Consider the following 14,471-nt stretch of genomic DNA (forward strand, 5'->3'; position numbering starts at 1 on the left):
AGGGGTGTAGATGAAAAACGACAGGCGATTGTGCTAAGATTTGGATTCATGCACATTGAATATCGCTCATGTCTGATTCTGCCGACCCCTTGATCAGCGTTGAACTGGCGTCGTTTCTGGAACGCGAGGTGGCCATTGATGCGGCCTCTCGCGGGGCCGACCTGTGCCCGAGTTCCGCCCGCAGCATGGTTGCGGTGGTCGACGCCGACTACCGCCATGTGACCGTGTGGATAGACCGGGAGAAATCCCGGCCGTTTGTCACGGATGTGCTGGCCAGTGGTGAAATTGCGGTGGTGTTCTGCCTGCCGGAAAGCGAGCGTTCCGTTCAGCTCAAGGGCCGGCGTGTCGAACAGGTGGAAACGACCCAGGCCGACATTGTGCGGGCAGAACGCGCGGCCGCCCGGTTTGTGGACGGTGTGGCCAAACTGGGGCACGGCCGCCAGTTTGCCGAAGCCTATATGGCGTTTCAGCCCCAGCATCTGGTGGGCATCCGGTTTGAAGTCACGGCCATTTTTGAGCAAACGCCTGGGCCCAATGCCGGCAAAAAGTATTGAGCGATGACGCCATGCAAGCTGAAGACATTTGCATCGAAAATTTGCGCGACTGTTTTGAAGGGGCCGTTCCCAGTGCCATCGCGACCTGTTCTCCGGACGGCACCCCCAACATTACCTATATCTCCCAGGTGCAATATGTCGACCGCCAGCATGTGGCGCTGACCTTCCAGTTTTTCAACAAGACCCGGCAGAACATCCTGGCCAACCCGATGGCCATGCTGACGGTGGCCGACCCGTTTACCGGCTCGCGGCACCGTCTGAAAGTGCGCTACCTGCATACCGAGACCAGCGGCCCGCTGTTTGAAAGCATGAAGGCCAAGCTGGCCGGCATTGCATCGCATACCGGCATGGCGGACGTGTTCCGTCTGCAAGGGGCAGACCTGTACCGGGTGGAAAGCGTCGATTCCTTTATCTCGCAGGTGCCGTCTGCCCGGCGCAACAAATTGTCTTTCCTGCCCAAGCTGCGGGAAGTCATCGCCCAGCTGAATACCTGTACCGATCTGAACGAGCTGTTTGATACGGCCCTGACCCTGTTAAACGACAAGTTTGCCATTTCGCATGCCATGCTGCTGAAACTGGATGAAGCCGGACAATGCCTGTTTACCATGGCCAGCCGGGGGTACGAGACCTCCGGTATCGGCTCGGAAATTCCGGTCGGTCACGGGGTGATCGGGGTGGCGGCCAGAGAACGGACCCCGATCCGGATTTCGCACATGACCAGCGACTACACTTACGGTAAGGCGGTGCGCGAAAGTGCCGAGGCACTGGGGTTGCAGCATCATCTGGAAACGGCCATTCCGATGCCCGGCCTGCCGGAAAGCCGCAGCCAGATGGCGGTGCCGATTCTGGCGGGCGACAGCCTGTACGGCGTGCTGTATGTCGAAAGCCCGCAGGATTTGTACTTTAGCTATGACGACGAAGATGCCCTGATGCTGATGGCGTATCAGCTGGGCTGGACGGCCAGCGGGTTGACGTGCATGGAGGCCGTGGCCGATACGCCAGCCTTGTCTCTGGCCGAGCGGGTGATGCTGCCGGAAGGGCAACGCTTGCAGGTGCGATACTTCATGGCCGACCACAGCGTCTTCCTGAACGACGATTACCTGATCAAAGGGGTGGCGGGTGCCATTTTCTGGCGGCTGGTCTCGCTGTACCAGCAACAGCAGCGCAACGAATTTACCAACCGGGAGCTGCGTCTGGATGCCAGCCTGAACCTGCCGGACCTGGTCGATAATCTGGAAGCCCGGCTGGTGCTGTTGCAACGGCGACTGGAAGAGCGCGAGGCCAGCGTGCGCATCGTCAAAACCGGTCGTGGCCGTTTTCATCTGCAGGTCAACCAGTTGCTGGACCTGCACTGTCAGGACAAATAGGCAACCCGCGTTTCATTCCCCGGCCGGGCGGATCAGCAGTGCCTGTGCCGTTTCAAACAATTCCCGTTCTTCAAAGCGGACATGGGCCTCGAGCAGGCTGGCAAATGTCATCAGCGTGTCGCTATCCGGTTGTGCCAGTCGGCTAACCAGCTCGCGGAGCGCCTGATGTTCGGCCAGCGTGCGCGCTGTCAGGGCCTGCTCGCCGGCCGCCGACAAGTTTTTCAGCAGGTCTTGTTCTTCCCGCTGGAAATGGGGCTCCAGTTCGGTGACAAACAGGGTCGTCGCCTGTCGTGACAGGTCCTGAACCGCCGCTGGCTGGCCGCTGGCGGCGGCCAGTCGCGCATGCCGGGCCAGTTTGAGGGCCAGATGATGTTCCCGGGACAGTTGCTGCAGGGTCGGGTGACGCTTCATGTTGTCTGCCTTGAATGGCGGGTGTCAGGTGGATGCACGGAATGGCGTCTGCGGTGGGCCGTCTGACAACCCTGTCGTTACTCATTAGAGAATTTATTGGCGATTATCACCACGTCCGTGACGGCCGTGCAGCTTGCGGTAGCGCGGGGCGTAGTCGCGGTTATACCAGCCGTCCTGCACAAAAAATACCCGTTCGCCACAGGCATGGTATTCCCTGCAATGCTTGTCCCAGTGTTTGGCATGGCCGGGAGGGACCCGCATGTAGATGGGTGAGGGGAGGTCTGACCGCTGCTCGATCATGATCGGGTGCCGGTAGATGACCCGTGGCTGGGGATAGTCGCCAATCTCTATCCGGCCATAAAAGCGGGGATCACCCAGGCTGATGGATAGGCGGGCATCGGCGGCCAGCGCCGGTAAGCTGGCGGCTGCCATTAGGGCGGCGATCAGTAGATGTTTCATGCTGGATACTCCTGTGGCCGGTGTGATGCGGCGGGTGGATGCAAACCGGAACACCGGTGATTCTCCGCTTGTCAGGCGTATCTCAGCTCAGCGATCGGGATACCAGCACTATCCTCTCATTCACGTCGTTTGCCGGTCTGTTCGCTGACAGACACATGCGACGTGCTGTCTTGTTGCGCTGGCCAGACGCGGCCCTGAAACCGGGTACCTGCTCGCTATGTGCATCAACAGACAGACCGGCATCCCGGGGCAGTCTATTCTGGAGTCATTGGCGTCATGGACTGTGCAATACCCCGATGTCACCAAGGCGGGCTCTGGCAAGCAGCAAGCCTGCTCTGTTCCGGTACCTCACCGGTCACATTTTGCAAGAAATAGAGGTAATCCCATGAAAACGAATCAAAAAATTGTCACCAGCATTGTTGCAGCGGCCATTCTGGTCAGCCTGAGTGGTTGTTCCGGCATGTCCCGGCGTGATCAGAATACCGCCATTGGCGCTGGTATCGGCGCGGTAGGTGGTGCCGTCCTGACTGGCGGCAGTACCGTCGGCACGGTTGGCGGTGCAGCTGTCGGCGGCATCATCGGCCATGAACTGGATAAATGACACCACGTTTACCGCGCTCATCCTGACCTGTTGATCAGCGAGTGTGATTTTCATCACACTCGTTTTGGTTTGTTCAGGGTGAATGCCGGCATGTGCCGATTGCTTATGACCCCGTTTGGGCCAGAATCAATCCAAGCCCCGCCATCACCTGCCGGTTGGCATTTTCCATGGCAGCCAGCTCGTCAATCCCGGCGGCCAGCCCACCCTGGTAGTACAGTTCCAGCGCGCGGCGTGCGTGCTGATGCACCGCCCGATGCGGTGTTTCCAGATCCCGATAACCGCTCAGGCTGGCAAAGCGCTCGTGGCCTTCACCCGTGTAATACCATTGCCCCAGCCGGCAATGGGTATCATCCGGCAAGGCGTCCGGTGACAGGGTCGACAGACCCAGAAACACCTTGTACACCTCCAGCTTGAGGACCACTTCTTCGATGTTGGCCAGCTCTACATTCGATAACAGAGCCGAGGAGGACACGGCACGTTCCATGCGGGTCGACAGAGACAGTAAATGCTCCATGCTGTGCATGGCGTTTTCGCTCTCTGCTGCGTACTGGCGGGCTTCTTCTGCACCTGCCTGCATGATCTGGCGTGCCGAACGGGTTTCGGTCTGGATGTTGCCGACCAGGTCTGAAATCTCGCGCGTCGCGTTGGTGGTGCGCTCGGCCAGTTTGCGTACTTCGTCGGCCACCACGGCAAAACCGCGCCCCGCTTCACCGGCTCGTGCCGCTTCAATGGCGGCGTTCAGCGCCAGCAGGTTGGTCTGGTCGGCAATTTCCTTGATCAGGTTGATGATGCCGCCGATTTCGCTGGCGCGCTGGTTCAGGCTGTCCACATTTTGCGAGGCATCGGCCATCTTCTGGCACATGGCGTCCAGATTGCGTGCCGTCAGCTCAAAGGCCTGGCGGTTGGTCTCGGACAAGCCTGCTGCCTCTTGTGCAGAGGTTTTTTCCTGGTTGAGCGTGTTGGCCAGCGACTGAAAAGACTGGCTGACGCCGTTTAGCGAGTCACCAAAACTATCCAGGCTGGTAAACACGCCGCCCAGATGGGTCCGCTCTTGCGTGAGTGCGGCCATGCGGGCCTGCTGGTCCTGATGCTCGGTTTCCAGCCGGGTGATCCGGTCGGTCAGGGCCCGGTTTTCCTGTTGCAGACGGGCATTGTCTGCCAGGGCGGTATCGAGCTGTTGTTTGCGTTTTCGGAAGAACATGCGGTCTCCTGCCAGCGGTGTGAGGCGCTTCGTTTTGTTATTTATGATGTCTGGGGTTGGGGGACGATTTTCCGTCCCCGGCGGATACTGTACAGCATCACGGCAATGAAAAGTAGCAAGGCCACCGCATTGCAAAGACCGCCTGTCCGGCGCAGGGCAAAGTCATTTTGCAAAACACCGCTCACACGTAACGCCAGCGAGGCATGCAAGAGCAGCAGCGGCAGGTAGAACACCGGGCTGTAGGGGATTTTTACCCGCGCCACGGCGGGGAAAATGATCGGCGCATGACCAAAGATCATCGCGAACACAAACCCGAGGCAAACCGCATGCAAGGCAGCGTCGCGCCACGGATGAGCAGCGTTAAACCCGCCCGCCAGGCCGATCAGCCCTGCCAGTAGCAGCCAGAGGTAGCCAGACAACAGGCAGGCGGCGATGAAGCGGGTCAGTCCGTGCTGGCGGATGTTGTGACGGGCAATGTCATAGCGCAGCAGCCACAGCGCCAGCGCCAGCAGGCTGACCGAAAACAAGGCCAGCCCGGCCGGCTCAGAAAACAGGACGACAGTCGCCCCCAGCAGCATGCTGCCGGTGATCCAGAAAAACAGGGTCTGCGCGATTTTGGGGGTGGGCAGGAAGCGGGTCATCTCCAGACGCTCGCCGGCAATGGTCAGCACCAGAAATGCCAGCCACCAGGACACCGCGACAGAAATGACGCCGGTGATCCACCAGACCAGATTACCCGCCAGCCAGCAGGCAGCGCCCAGCGACAGTACCACGGTAAACGGGGCGACCAGCCGTTGCAGCACCCGGGTGGTGGCACCCAGCATGATGAGGGCGGCCAGCACCGACAGCAGATGGGTCAAGAGAATCGGTTGTCCTGCCAGTGCCAGCAAGCCACCCAGTCCGGCGGCTGCCGGGGCCAGGTACGCCCAGCGCTCGCCAATGGCGACCGCCCGCTCCAGACTGATGACGGTCCCCAGAAAAGCGGTGATCATCAGGGCGCCATGCCAGCCGGCCGCGTTCACTGCCAGCGCAGGGACGCCCCATGCCAGCCGTGCCAGTCCGGCCAGTACGCCGCCCAGCAGCGAGAGCATCGCGATGATCAGTAACGGCAGGCGGGCGGGGGTGCGAAGGTCTGGCATGGCAAGTGTCCTTTAACCGGCATTACAGCCGCAGCCGGTAGCGGCGGGCAAGGGTTTGCCGATCCGTACCTGCCAGACGTCAGGACCGGATTCCAGATATTCCCAGTCAAACTGGCCGTTCAGTTCGGCCTGGAACTGATAGTACAGCGGTTTCGGGTCATGGTCATTGACCAGCAGCAGCGACTGGCCGATCGGCAGGGCATCAAACGTGCCAAAAATCAGCGGGTGACGTTCGCGCGGGGCAATGGTACGGACATCAATGACGGGTTGGGTAACGGTGGTCATGGTATTTTCCTTGTCGGGTCAAAAAAGCATGCAGAAAAAAAGGGCCGGTTTACCAGCCAAAGTGCTCGCGGCTGGCGTCGCTCATCATGGCGGGTTCCCATGGGGGCTCCCACACCAGTTGAATCGCCACCTGGCAGCTGGCCGGCACCAGACCGGTCAGTACCGCGTGTACTTCCTCAGTAATCATCTCGCCCATCGGGCAGGCAGGCGACGTCATGGTCATGTTGACCAGCAGTTGCTCCGGACGGATCTCGATCTGGTAGATCAGCCCGAGATCGACGATGTTTTCGCCGATTTCAGGGTCAATCACCTCACGCAGTGCATCGCGGACCGTGGCTTCATCGGGTAACGCTGTCGTGGTTGTCATGACTGCCTCTAAAGATGTATATTTGATGCATGTTATGCTAGCGCGGCGTGATTTCTAAAGCAATATCAAATCTACTGCTTATAGGGGCCAGCTGCATTTTTCTTGATCCAGGTTAGGTTGTATGCGACTGACTTCGTTTTCTGACTACACGTTGCGGGTGCTGATGTTTCTGGCCCTGCATCCCGAGCGGCTTGCCACCATTCCGGAAATCGCCACGGCGTATGGCATTTCGGAAAACCACCTGATGAAGGTGGTCCAGCAGCTGGTGCATGCCGGTACTATCGAATCCGTGCGTGGCAAAGGCGGCGGCATCCGGCTGGCCAGACCAGCGGCCGAGATCCGTCTGGGGCAGGTGGTAAAGGCCAGCGAAGGCAGTGCCCCGATTGTGGAATGCCTGTCACACGATGGCGGCCAATGCAAGATTGCCCCTGCCTGCCGCTTGACCCGTGTCCTGATGAACGCCTTTGCGGCGTTTTATGCCACGCTGGATGAATGCACGCTGGCCGACCTGGTCAGCGCCCCGCATCTGCTCAACCAGCTACTGCAACCGCCGCTGGATCGCTAAAGACAGCCGGGTTACAGGGCGCTGGCACCGGGCCGGCGGCGCATTTGAAAGTCGCACAAAGAAGCGTGTAGACTAGGTCCGGACTCGACCGGCTGGCGGGCAATAACCGCCTCATCCCCCGGTTGCCGGACCTCACAACCAATGCGGAAATCCCGTCATGACCCACACTGATACCGGTCTCGCCATCGCGCCGATGGTACCCAATACCATCCCTTCTGCCCCTGCTTTGCTGCTCACGCATCAGCCCTTGCCGGAGACGGCCGATGTGGTGATTGTCGGTTCAGGCATCATGGGGTGTGCCACGGCCTATTATCTGGCCAAACACGGCATCAAGGCGGTGGTGATCGACAAGTCGCGCATCGCGGGCCAGCAATCCACCCGGGCCTGGGGGTTTGTCCGCCAGCAGGCGCGGGCGCCAGAAGAAGTGCCGCTGATGATGGCCAGCAACCGCCTCTGGCAAGGGCTGGAAGCCGACCTGCAGGCAGATCTGGAATGGCGGCAGGGCGGGTGTCTGTTTACGGCAAGCCACGCAGAAGAAATGGCCACCTATGAAGACTGGATGTCAATCGCCAAAACGCATCAGCTCGATACCCGGCTGCTCACGCCGCAAGAAATCCGGCAACAGTTGCCCGATCTGACCGACAGGCCGCTGGGAGCGCTGTATACCGCCAGTGATGGTCAGGCGGAGCCGCGCAAGGTGGCGCCGGCGTTTGCCCGGCGGGCGACCGAACTGGGTGCGCGGTTTTTTGAAGGTTGCGGCCTGACCGGGCTGGAGCTGGCGGATGGCAAGGTGGTGGGCGTGCAGACCGAAATGGGCAGCATCCGCACCCGTCAGGTAGTGTGTGCGGCCGGCGTCGCCAGCTGGCGCATCCTGAAGTCGGTTGGTATCGACCTGCCACAGCATCTGGTGCGCGGTACCGTGGCCAGAACGTCTCCCGGCCCGCAGCTCAGTGCGGTCAGTTATCTGGGTAACGGCATCGGCTGGCGCCAGCGTACCAACGGCAGCTTTAACCTGGCGGACGATGCCCAGGTGGATGTAGACATCACGCTGGGTCACCTGCGCGGACTGGAATGGTATCTGGGGCCGCTGATGACGCACCACAAGTCGTTCCGGTTTAACGTCAACCGCATGACGCTGGACGACCTGCGCCAGCGCCTGCCCGGTTCTGAGGCCCGGCATAACGGCCCGCTGGTGCATGTACGCGATCTGGCGCTGCTGGCCAACGAAGGGAAAGCGCGGGGCGCTTTGCGCGCCTTGCACCAGTCGTTTCCATCACAAAAGCAGGTGCAGATTGTCGACAAATGGGCAGGCGGCATTGACGTGCTGCCGGATGGCATTCCGGTCATCGATGCGCTCACGCAACCGGACGGACTGCTGGTGGCGACCGGCTTTTGCGGCCACGGGTTTGCCATGGGGCCGATTGTCGGCAAGGTGATGGCGGACTGGATTAGCAAGGGGGAACCCGGCTTTGACCTGCATGGCCTGCGGCTGGCACGTTTTCCGGAGAAAGACGTCAAGCCGCCTTACTCCTTGTTCTGAGGATAATCATGCCATGCCTGGCCCTTTGCCAGGTATGGCGGCACCAGACCGATGTACTGAAGTTCGTCTGTTCACATTGAGTCGGCTAATAATTTGCTGGCTCATGTGTTTCAAAATAAATTCAAAAGAAACACTTGATCTCTCTTGACGCCCGTATTTATACGTGTTTTACTTCGTTCATATTACGAACTAAATGGAATACAGCAGACAGGTACTGCTCCGTTCGTCGGAAACCTCTCGGTGCTAAGTGTGAATAAATGACAAATCAATCAAGGCTGGTCTAAAATTGGTTTAATTCGGTCTAAATACGAACTAAACTATTGATACAGACTTAACTTTGATGGCAGGGGAGGTTGTATGCGAGGCGTATTGTCAGATTCAGCATTGGGCAGACAGGTGAATGGCCAGTTGGTCATGGATTATATCGTCCAGCACGGACCCATTTCCAGGGCTCAGGTCGCCAAGATGAGCGGCCTGTCCAAACAGACCGTCTCTGAACTGGTACTGATGCTGGAAGAACACGGTTGGGTACGTGAAGTAGGGATTGTACAGGGAAAACTGGGCCGCACGGCAGTGACCTATGAATTAAACCCGGAAGCCGGCTATGTGGCGGTGGCCGATATCGGAGGAACCCAGATCAAGCTGGGGGTGGCCGATGTGTCTGGCAAGCTGCTGGAAGAAGTGCGGATTCCGCTGGCGGCCGAAGGCCAGCAAGTAGCAGACCAACTGTTGCATGGCATTAACGACCTGTTAGCGAAAAACGGCATTCGCCAGGACAAGCTGTTGCAGCTGGTAGTAGGTGTACCCGGGGTGGTGGACCGCCAGAAGAAACAGGTGCATCACTCGCCCAACCTGCCGGCTTTGCAGGGTGGCTGGCTGGAAGAACAGCTGCGCGAGTCGCTAAAGACGCAGGTGCTGCTGGAAAACGAAGTCAACCTGGCCACCATTGGTGAGCAATGGAAAGGCAAGGGGCAGCAGCACGGCAGCTTCATCTTTGTGGCCATGGGTACCGGCATCGGCATGGGGGTGGTGCTGGATGGCAAGTTGTGGCGGGGCGCGCGCGGGTTTGCCGGCGAAATCGGCTATATGCCGGTGCTCGATACCATCGACCCGATGGTGAAGCAGCGCGGTGCGCTGGAAAGCGTCGCCAGTGGTCACGCCATCCTGACGCAGTACGCCACCCTGACCGGCCAACCGGCTACCAGCTTGCCAGAAGTATTTGCGCTGGCCGAAGCGGGCGATGCCGTGGCGTTGGGCGTGATGGACAGTGTCGCCATGAGTTGTGCCAAAGCCATTGCGGCGACGGCCACCGTGGTGGACCCGGAAGTGTGCATTCTCGGCGGCTCGATCGGGTCTCGTCCGGAGATGCTGGTACGGGTGCAGGAATGGCTCGGAAAAATGATGGATGAACCGCTACCGGTAGAAGCGAATCATCTGGGTAAAAGTGCAGGTTTGTTTGGTGCCATTGCGCTGGCATTGCAAGCGGTCAATAGCCGCTATTTTTCACCTCAGCACACGTTTGGAGAAGTCGTCATTCCTTCTGCCTAGCCAGAAGACGGCTTGGGTTCCGGCAGGTAGCAGGGAAACGTGTTTCAGGGTTGAGAGATTGCAAATACTGGCAGTGGCAAAGGTCTTTTGAGCGCTTGCTGAAGTTTGGCAGGCAACGTGAAGTCAGTAAGTGTCACACATTTTGCAAACTTGGTGGGAAAGACTATGAGCACAGTAAAAATTGGTATTAACCCTATTACCTGGACAAACGACGATGTGCCGGAACTGGGTGGTGATACACCGCTGGAAGTGTGTCTGAGCGAAACCAAACAAGCCGGCTATGCCGGTACGGAGCTGGGTGGCAAGTTCCCGCGCCAGTCTGCCGTGTTGCGTCCGATCGTGGAAGCCCATGGCCTGGAAATCATATCCGGCTGGTATGACGGCCGTATTGCCGAAAAAGAAGTCGACGCCGAGTTTGACGCCATCCTGCCGCACCTGACCCTGTTAAAAGAAATGGGCAGCAAAGTGGTGGTGTATGCGGATACCAGCTATGGCCGCCACGGCGCCATCCATGACCCTGCCTCCATCCGTCCGGAACTGCCAAACGGCGACTGGGCTGCCTACGGCAAGAAAGTTACCCAACTGGCCGAAAAAATGGCCGACTTCGGTGTGCGCATGGGCTACCACCACCACATGGGTACCGTGGTGCAGACCGACAGCGAAATCGACAACCTGATGCAGCATACCGGCGAAGCCGTCGGCCTGTTGTTTGATACCGGGCATTGCCTGTACGCCGGTGGTGATCCTTACGCCCTGGTCCGCCGTCACGTCAAACGTATCAACCACGTTCACCTGAAAGACGTGCGTCCAGCCGAGCTGGAACGTGCCCTCAAAGAAGACCTGAGCTTCATGGCGGCTGTCATGAACGGCATCTTTACCGTGACCGGCGACGGCTCTGTCAACTATGCCGACATCCTGAAAGTCTTGTGTGACAACGACTACAACGGCTGGCTGGTGGTCGAGGCCGAGCAGGATCCAAACAAAGCCAATCCGCTGAAATACGCCACCATGGGTTACCAGAACACCAAGCGACTGGCCGAAGCTGCCGGTTTCACCGTGATCGTTTAAGCCGTTGCGTGACTGACGTTTCCAGATAAAAGGGATTGGCCATGAAAAAGAAATTGCGTGTAGGCGTGTTCGGTGCGGGTTTGATTGCCCAGCTGGAGCATATTCCGAACCTGCTCAAACTGAGCGACCTGTATGAACTGGTCGGCATTGCCGATGCATCTGCTACCGTACGCGGGTTTTTCCAGAACAAAAACCTGCCGGTGTACGAGTCTCACCAGCAACTGTTGTCCAAGGCCGAGCCGGAAGTCATCTTCGTGTGTTCGCCTGACTGCTACCACGCCGACATGGTGATCGACGCGCTGAACGCCGGCTGCCATGTGTTTACCGAAAAACCCATCTGCTACACGCTGGAAGATGTCGCCCGTATCAAGGTAGCACGTGATGCCAGCGGCAAGCACCTGCAAGTGGGTTACATGAAGCGTTTCGACCCGTCTTACCAGCTGCTGCACGACATGCTGCCAACTGATGGTGCCAAATTGCGCATGGTTAGCGTGGAAGTGTGCGATCCGGATTCATGGCCATTCCGCGAACATCAGGGCGATCTGGTGTTTGCCAACGACATTTCCCAAGAGATGCGCAGCGAATTCAAGGCACGCCAGAGCGAGCAAGTGGCTAAAGCCCTGAATGCGCAACCGGATGAAAACAGCTTCCGCGGTTTCACTGGTGCCTATTGCTCCAGCCTGGTGCATGACATCAACGTGGTCCACGGCCTGTTGCAGAAGATGAACGTGTCTACCGTGGGTATCGAAGGGGCAACCTTCTTTGCCAACGGTGATGGCGGCCAGGCCACTGTCCGTCTGAATACCCAGACCAGCCTGTGGCAGATGATGCACCTGACCGTGCCGAAAGTGGCGGAATACCACGAACGCATCACCCTGTATTTTGACGATGCGGTGTACCACCTGGAGTTCCCGTCGCCTTACCTGAACCACTTCCCGACCCGCCTGACCGTGTGGAAGTCCGATGGCGAGCATTCCCAGAAAACCGAACATCGCGCCAACTACAAGGAAGCGTTTGTCGAGGAAATCAAGTACCTGTGGGAAACCGTGGTGAACAACCGCCCTGCGCGCAACACGCTGGAAGATGCAGAGCAGGATACCCGTTTGCTGGTGGCCATGGGCCGTTCGGCACTTGCTAACAAAATCAGCACCATCTGAGAGGTGTCTATGCGCAAGTTGAAAATTGCAGTGATCGGTGCGGGTGTGATCGGCAAGATGCATATCCGCAATCTGGTCAAGGGTGTCGAAGGGGCAGAGCTGGTGGCCGTGGCCTCGCCTTCTATGAGCAAGCATTCTGAATGGCTGACCAGCCTGGGCGTGGTCAACCAGTTTGCCGACTACAAGGAAATGCTGCAGAAGGTAGATATCGATGCGGTGTGTGTCTGCTCTGCGACCACCGTGCACCTGGATATCGTCAGGCATGTGGCGTCGCTGAAAAAAGCCATGTTCTGCGAAAAACCGCTGGATATCGATTACCAGCGCAGCAAGGAAATCGCGGCCATCGTCAAAGAAGCCGGCGTGCCGTTCCAGGTGGGTTTCAACCGCCGTTTCGATGCGCAGTTCAGCCAGTTGCACAAACTGGTGAGCGAGGGCGAGATCGGCCGTCCGCAAGTGGTCAAGCTGACCTCTCGCGAGTCCGAGCTGCCACCGCGTGGCGCCTTGCAAAGTGCCGGTAACGTGTTCTTCGACATCCATGTACACGACTTTGACATGGCGCAGTACCTGATGAACGACACCATCGAGCGCGTGTATGTGGAAGGTGGCGCCATTGCCGATCCGTCCCGTGCCGACGAAGAAGGCTTTGTGGACACCACCGTGATCACGCTGAAGTTTGCCAAGGGTGGCGTGGGTACCGTGGATTGCTCGCTGCTGGCAGTGTACGGCCATGACCAGCTGGCGGAAGTACTGGGTTCCAAAGGTCTGGCCAAGCTCCACAACACCAAACCGACCACGGTGGAAGTGTTCAAGGAAGACGGCGTCAAGACCGACAAGCCGTACTTCTCTTGTCTGGATCGCTACCCCGCATCTTACGCCGCTGAACTGGCTGCCTTTGCCGATAGCGTGCTGAACAACAAACCGGTCCGCGTCGGCGCAGAAGACTCTCTGCGGGCAGAACGTGTGGCACTGGCGGCAGACCTGTCGCTCCGCGAACAGCGTCCGGTCAATATCAAGGAAGTCATCTAAAAGCGAATTAGCAGGAGGAAGAGGAACAGAAACAGTGGAATTTTAAGATTGGTATCGCGAGTAACACCTGGTGTAGTTCCGAGAAGTCAATTGAAAGTCCAAGATAAGAAAAGAGGAGTTTTAAGATGAAATCCAAATTCAAGAATGTTCTGTTGCGTACAGCCCTGGCCGCTGTTGCTGTGGCAACCACCGCCGTGTCTTTTAATGCTGCTGCGGCAGACAAGCCTGTACGGATCGCCTTTGTGACGCACGGCCAAGCCGGCGACTCTTACTGGAATGCCCTGAAAAAAGGTCTCGAAGATGCCGCCAAAGAAACCGGCGCCAAAGTGTCTTACCAGGCACCTGAATCTTTTGACCCGATCGCCATGTCCCGCATGATTGACGCTGCCGTGGCTTCCAAGGTGGATGGTCTGGTGGTGTCCGTACCGGATGCCAACGCCCTGCAAAAATCCATCAAGGCTGCTGGTGCGGCCGGTATTCCGGTGATTGTGGTGGATTCTGGTGAAGGCGACGTGAAAAAAGTCGGTGCCGAATTCTACGTGGGTAGTGCTGCGGAATATGAAGCCGGTAAACAGGCTGGCGAGCGCTTCAAGGCCGCTGGCGTGAAAAACCCGATCTGCCTGAACCACGAAGTGGGTAACGTGGCCATTGATGACCGTTGCCGTGGCTTCAAGGACGGCATGGGTGGTAACGCACCGGTAGTGGCCATGACCATGGACCCGACCGATGTGACTTCCCGTACCGGTGCTTACCTGGCTAGCCACCCGAACACAGATGGCATTCTGGCAACCAGCTCCAGCGTGGCGAACGTGCTGATCAGCGACATGCGCAAAAAAGGCACCCTGAAGAAATACAAATTCGCCAGCTTTGACGTGTCTCCAGAATTGCTGGATGGCGTGGTGAAAGGTGACGTGTTCTTCGCACTGGACGCACAGCAATACATGATGGGCTACCTGCCAGTGGTGATGCTGACCAAGCATGCCAAATACGGTCTGCTGCCGATGAACAACATCTATACCGGCCCGCTGTTTGTTAACAACAAAGCCGATGCCGCACAAATCCTGAAGTTGAGCAAACAGGGTTACCGTTAATTTCCACGTTATTCATCTAGCCGCATGAGGGTCTTCCATCACGAAGACCCGCCCCGGAAGACCAGCACGGTCTTCCGGCGGGTAGCACCACG

General features: G+C 58.3%; 16 protein-coding genes and 1 pseudogene. 10 read left to right on the forward strand and 7 right to left on the reverse strand.

From position 1 onward, the window contains the following. The first annotated feature begins 68 nt into the window (after positions 1 to 68). Both F552_RS0110015 and F552_RS0110020 read left to right on the forward strand, forming a co-directional pair. Entirely contained in the window at positions 69 to 554 is a 486-nt protein-coding gene (locus F552_RS0110015) for a hypothetical protein (RefSeq protein ID WP_018151606.1), read from the forward strand. A gap of 11 nt (positions 555 to 565) precedes the next feature. After that, positions 566 to 1,921, forward strand: a complete 1,356-nt coding sequence (locus tag F552_RS0110020; protein WP_033375386.1) for a GAF domain-containing protein — start codon at positions 566 to 568, stop codon at positions 1,919 to 1,921. A gap of 12 nt (positions 1,922 to 1,933) precedes the next feature. On the opposite strand, the gene F552_RS0110025 is transcribed toward F552_RS0110020, so the two are convergent. Together F552_RS0110025 and F552_RS19050 are read right to left on the reverse strand one after the other, a co-directional pair. Then, positions 1,934 to 2,332 carry a hemerythrin domain-containing protein gene (locus F552_RS0110025; RefSeq protein WP_018151608.1) on the reverse strand — a complete coding sequence of 133 codons (399 nt, stop codon included), beginning with the start codon at positions 2,330 to 2,332 and terminating at the stop codon, positions 1,934 to 1,936. A 93-nt stretch (positions 2,333 to 2,425) separates the two neighbouring features. Next, a complete protein-coding gene (locus tag F552_RS19050) occupies positions 2,426 to 2,791 on the reverse strand; it encodes a hypothetical protein (RefSeq protein WP_018151609.1) in 366 nt (121 codons plus the stop codon). Between the two features lie 385 nt (positions 2,792 to 3,176). Here F552_RS19050 and osmB point away from each other — a divergent pair, with 385 nt between their 5' ends. Continuing rightward, on the forward strand, positions 3,177 to 3,392 hold the full coding sequence (osmB, locus tag F552_RS0110035) for an osmotically-inducible lipoprotein OsmB (RefSeq protein ID WP_026182590.1): 216 nt from the start codon (positions 3,177 to 3,179) through the stop codon (positions 3,390 to 3,392). Positions 3,393 to 3,495: 103 nt separating this feature from the next. Here the strand turns inward: osmB and F552_RS20810 are convergent, their stop codons facing one another. The 5 genes and pseudogenes from F552_RS20810 to F552_RS0110055 all read right to left on the reverse strand — a co-directional run bounded on the left by F552_RS20810 (position 3,496) and on the right by F552_RS0110055 (position 6,384). Next, positions 3,496 to 3,876 (reverse strand): CZB domain-containing protein, encoded by a 381-nt coding sequence (locus tag F552_RS20810; protein WP_245546682.1) that lies wholly within the window; start codon positions 3,874 to 3,876, stop codon positions 3,496 to 3,498. Then, positions 3,874 to 4,194, reverse strand: a pseudogene (locus tag F552_RS20815) (methyl-accepting chemotaxis protein); the annotation flags it as partial. The gene F552_RS20810 and the pseudogene F552_RS20815, both read right to left, overlap by 3 nt. Positions 4,195 to 4,634: 440 nt before the next feature. Then, positions 4,635 to 5,732 (reverse strand): DUF8744 domain-containing protein, encoded by a 1,098-nt coding sequence (locus F552_RS0110045; protein WP_018151612.1) that lies wholly within the window; start codon positions 5,730 to 5,732, stop codon positions 4,635 to 4,637. 12 nt (positions 5,733 to 5,744) lie between these two features. Beyond that, a complete protein-coding gene (locus F552_RS0110050; RefSeq protein WP_018151613.1) occupies positions 5,745 to 6,017 on the reverse strand; it encodes a DUF2249 domain-containing protein in 273 nt (90 codons plus the stop codon). A gap of 49 nt (positions 6,018 to 6,066) precedes the next feature. Next, positions 6,067 to 6,384, reverse strand: a complete 318-nt coding sequence (locus F552_RS0110055) for a metal-sulfur cluster assembly factor (RefSeq protein WP_018151614.1) — start codon at positions 6,382 to 6,384, stop codon at positions 6,067 to 6,069. 121 nt (positions 6,385 to 6,505) lie between these two features. Between F552_RS0110055 and F552_RS0110060 the strand changes: the two genes are divergently transcribed. The 7 genes from F552_RS0110060 to F552_RS0110090 all read left to right on the forward strand — a co-directional run bounded on the left by F552_RS0110060 (position 6,506) and on the right by F552_RS0110090 (position 14,379). Continuing rightward, complete coding sequence (locus tag F552_RS0110060) at positions 6,506 to 6,949, forward strand: RrF2 family transcriptional regulator (RefSeq protein ID WP_018151615.1); 444 nt, start codon at positions 6,506 to 6,508, stop codon at positions 6,947 to 6,949. 157 nt (positions 6,950 to 7,106) lie between these two features. Continuing rightward, the gene (locus F552_RS0110065; protein ID WP_018151616.1) at positions 7,107 to 8,489 is read left to right on the forward strand and encodes an NAD(P)/FAD-dependent oxidoreductase; all 1,383 of its coding nucleotides are present in this window, start codon (positions 7,107 to 7,109) and stop codon (positions 8,487 to 8,489) included. Between the two features lie 414 nt (positions 8,490 to 8,903). Further along, positions 8,904 to 10,037, forward strand: coding sequence for an ROK family transcriptional regulator (locus F552_RS19055; RefSeq protein ID WP_169333588.1), 1,134 nt, complete (start codon positions 8,904 to 8,906; stop codon positions 10,035 to 10,037). Between the two features lie 165 nt (positions 10,038 to 10,202). Next, the gene (iolE, locus tag F552_RS0110075; RefSeq protein ID WP_018151618.1) at positions 10,203 to 11,105 is read left to right on the forward strand and encodes a myo-inosose-2 dehydratase; all 903 of its coding nucleotides are present in this window, start codon (positions 10,203 to 10,205) and stop codon (positions 11,103 to 11,105) included. Between the two features lie 41 nt (positions 11,106 to 11,146). Further along, a complete protein-coding gene (locus F552_RS0110080) occupies positions 11,147 to 12,262 on the forward strand; it encodes a Gfo/Idh/MocA family protein (protein WP_018151619.1) in 1,116 nt (371 codons plus the stop codon). A gap of 9 nt (positions 12,263 to 12,271) precedes the next feature. After that, complete coding sequence (locus F552_RS0110085; protein ID WP_018151620.1) at positions 12,272 to 13,288, forward strand: Gfo/Idh/MocA family oxidoreductase; 1,017 nt, start codon at positions 12,272 to 12,274, stop codon at positions 13,286 to 13,288. 125 nt (positions 13,289 to 13,413) lie between these two features. Next, positions 13,414 to 14,379, forward strand: coding sequence for a rhizopine catabolism ABC transporter substrate-binding protein (locus F552_RS0110090; protein ID WP_018151621.1), 966 nt, complete (start codon positions 13,414 to 13,416; stop codon positions 14,377 to 14,379). Positions 14,380 to 14,471 lie beyond the last annotated feature (92 nt).

It is taken from the genome of Leeia oryzae DSM 17879 (assembly GCF_000376945.1).
GTDB classification, from domain to species: Bacteria; Pseudomonadota; Gammaproteobacteria; order Burkholderiales; family Leeiaceae; genus Leeia; species Leeia oryzae.

Coding starts and splice junctions, on each gene's coding strand:
- F552_RS0110015 (WP_018151606.1), top strand. CDS start 69: ATGTCTGATTCTGCCGACCCCTTGATCAGCGTTGAACTGGCGTCGTTT.
- F552_RS0110020 (WP_033375386.1), top strand. CDS start 566: ATGCAAGCTGAAGACATTTGCATCGAAAATTTGCGCGACTGTTTTGAA.
- F552_RS0110025 (WP_018151608.1), bottom strand. CDS start 2,332: ATGAAGCGTCACCCGACCCTGCAGCAACTGTCCCGGGAACATCATCTG.
- F552_RS19050 (WP_018151609.1), bottom strand. CDS start 2,791: ATGAAACATCTACTGATCGCCGCCCTAATGGCAGCCGCCAGCTTACCG.
- osmB (WP_026182590.1), top strand. CDS start 3,177: ATGAAAACGAATCAAAAAATTGTCACCAGCATTGTTGCAGCGGCCATT.
- F552_RS20810 (WP_245546682.1), bottom strand. CDS start 3,876: ATGGAACGTGCCGTGTCCTCCTCGGCTCTGTTATCGAATGTAGAGCTG.
- F552_RS0110045 (WP_018151612.1), bottom strand. CDS start 5,732: ATGCCAGACCTTCGCACCCCCGCCCGCCTGCCGTTACTGATCATCGCG.
- F552_RS0110050 (WP_018151613.1), bottom strand. CDS start 6,017: ATGACCACCGTTACCCAACCCGTCATTGATGTCCGTACCATTGCCCCG.
- F552_RS0110055 (WP_018151614.1), bottom strand. CDS start 6,384: ATGACAACCACGACAGCGTTACCCGATGAAGCCACGGTCCGCGATGCA.
- F552_RS0110060 (WP_018151615.1), top strand. CDS start 6,506: ATGCGACTGACTTCGTTTTCTGACTACACGTTGCGGGTGCTGATGTTT.
- F552_RS0110065 (WP_018151616.1), top strand. CDS start 7,107: ATGACCCACACTGATACCGGTCTCGCCATCGCGCCGATGGTACCCAAT.
- F552_RS19055 (WP_169333588.1), top strand. CDS start 8,904: ATGGATTATATCGTCCAGCACGGACCCATTTCCAGGGCTCAGGTCGCC.
- iolE (WP_018151618.1), top strand. CDS start 10,203: ATGAGCACAGTAAAAATTGGTATTAACCCTATTACCTGGACAAACGAC.
- F552_RS0110080 (WP_018151619.1), top strand. CDS start 11,147: ATGAAAAAGAAATTGCGTGTAGGCGTGTTCGGTGCGGGTTTGATTGCC.
- F552_RS0110085 (WP_018151620.1), top strand. CDS start 12,272: ATGCGCAAGTTGAAAATTGCAGTGATCGGTGCGGGTGTGATCGGCAAG.
- F552_RS0110090 (WP_018151621.1), top strand. CDS start 13,414: ATGAAATCCAAATTCAAGAATGTTCTGTTGCGTACAGCCCTGGCCGCT.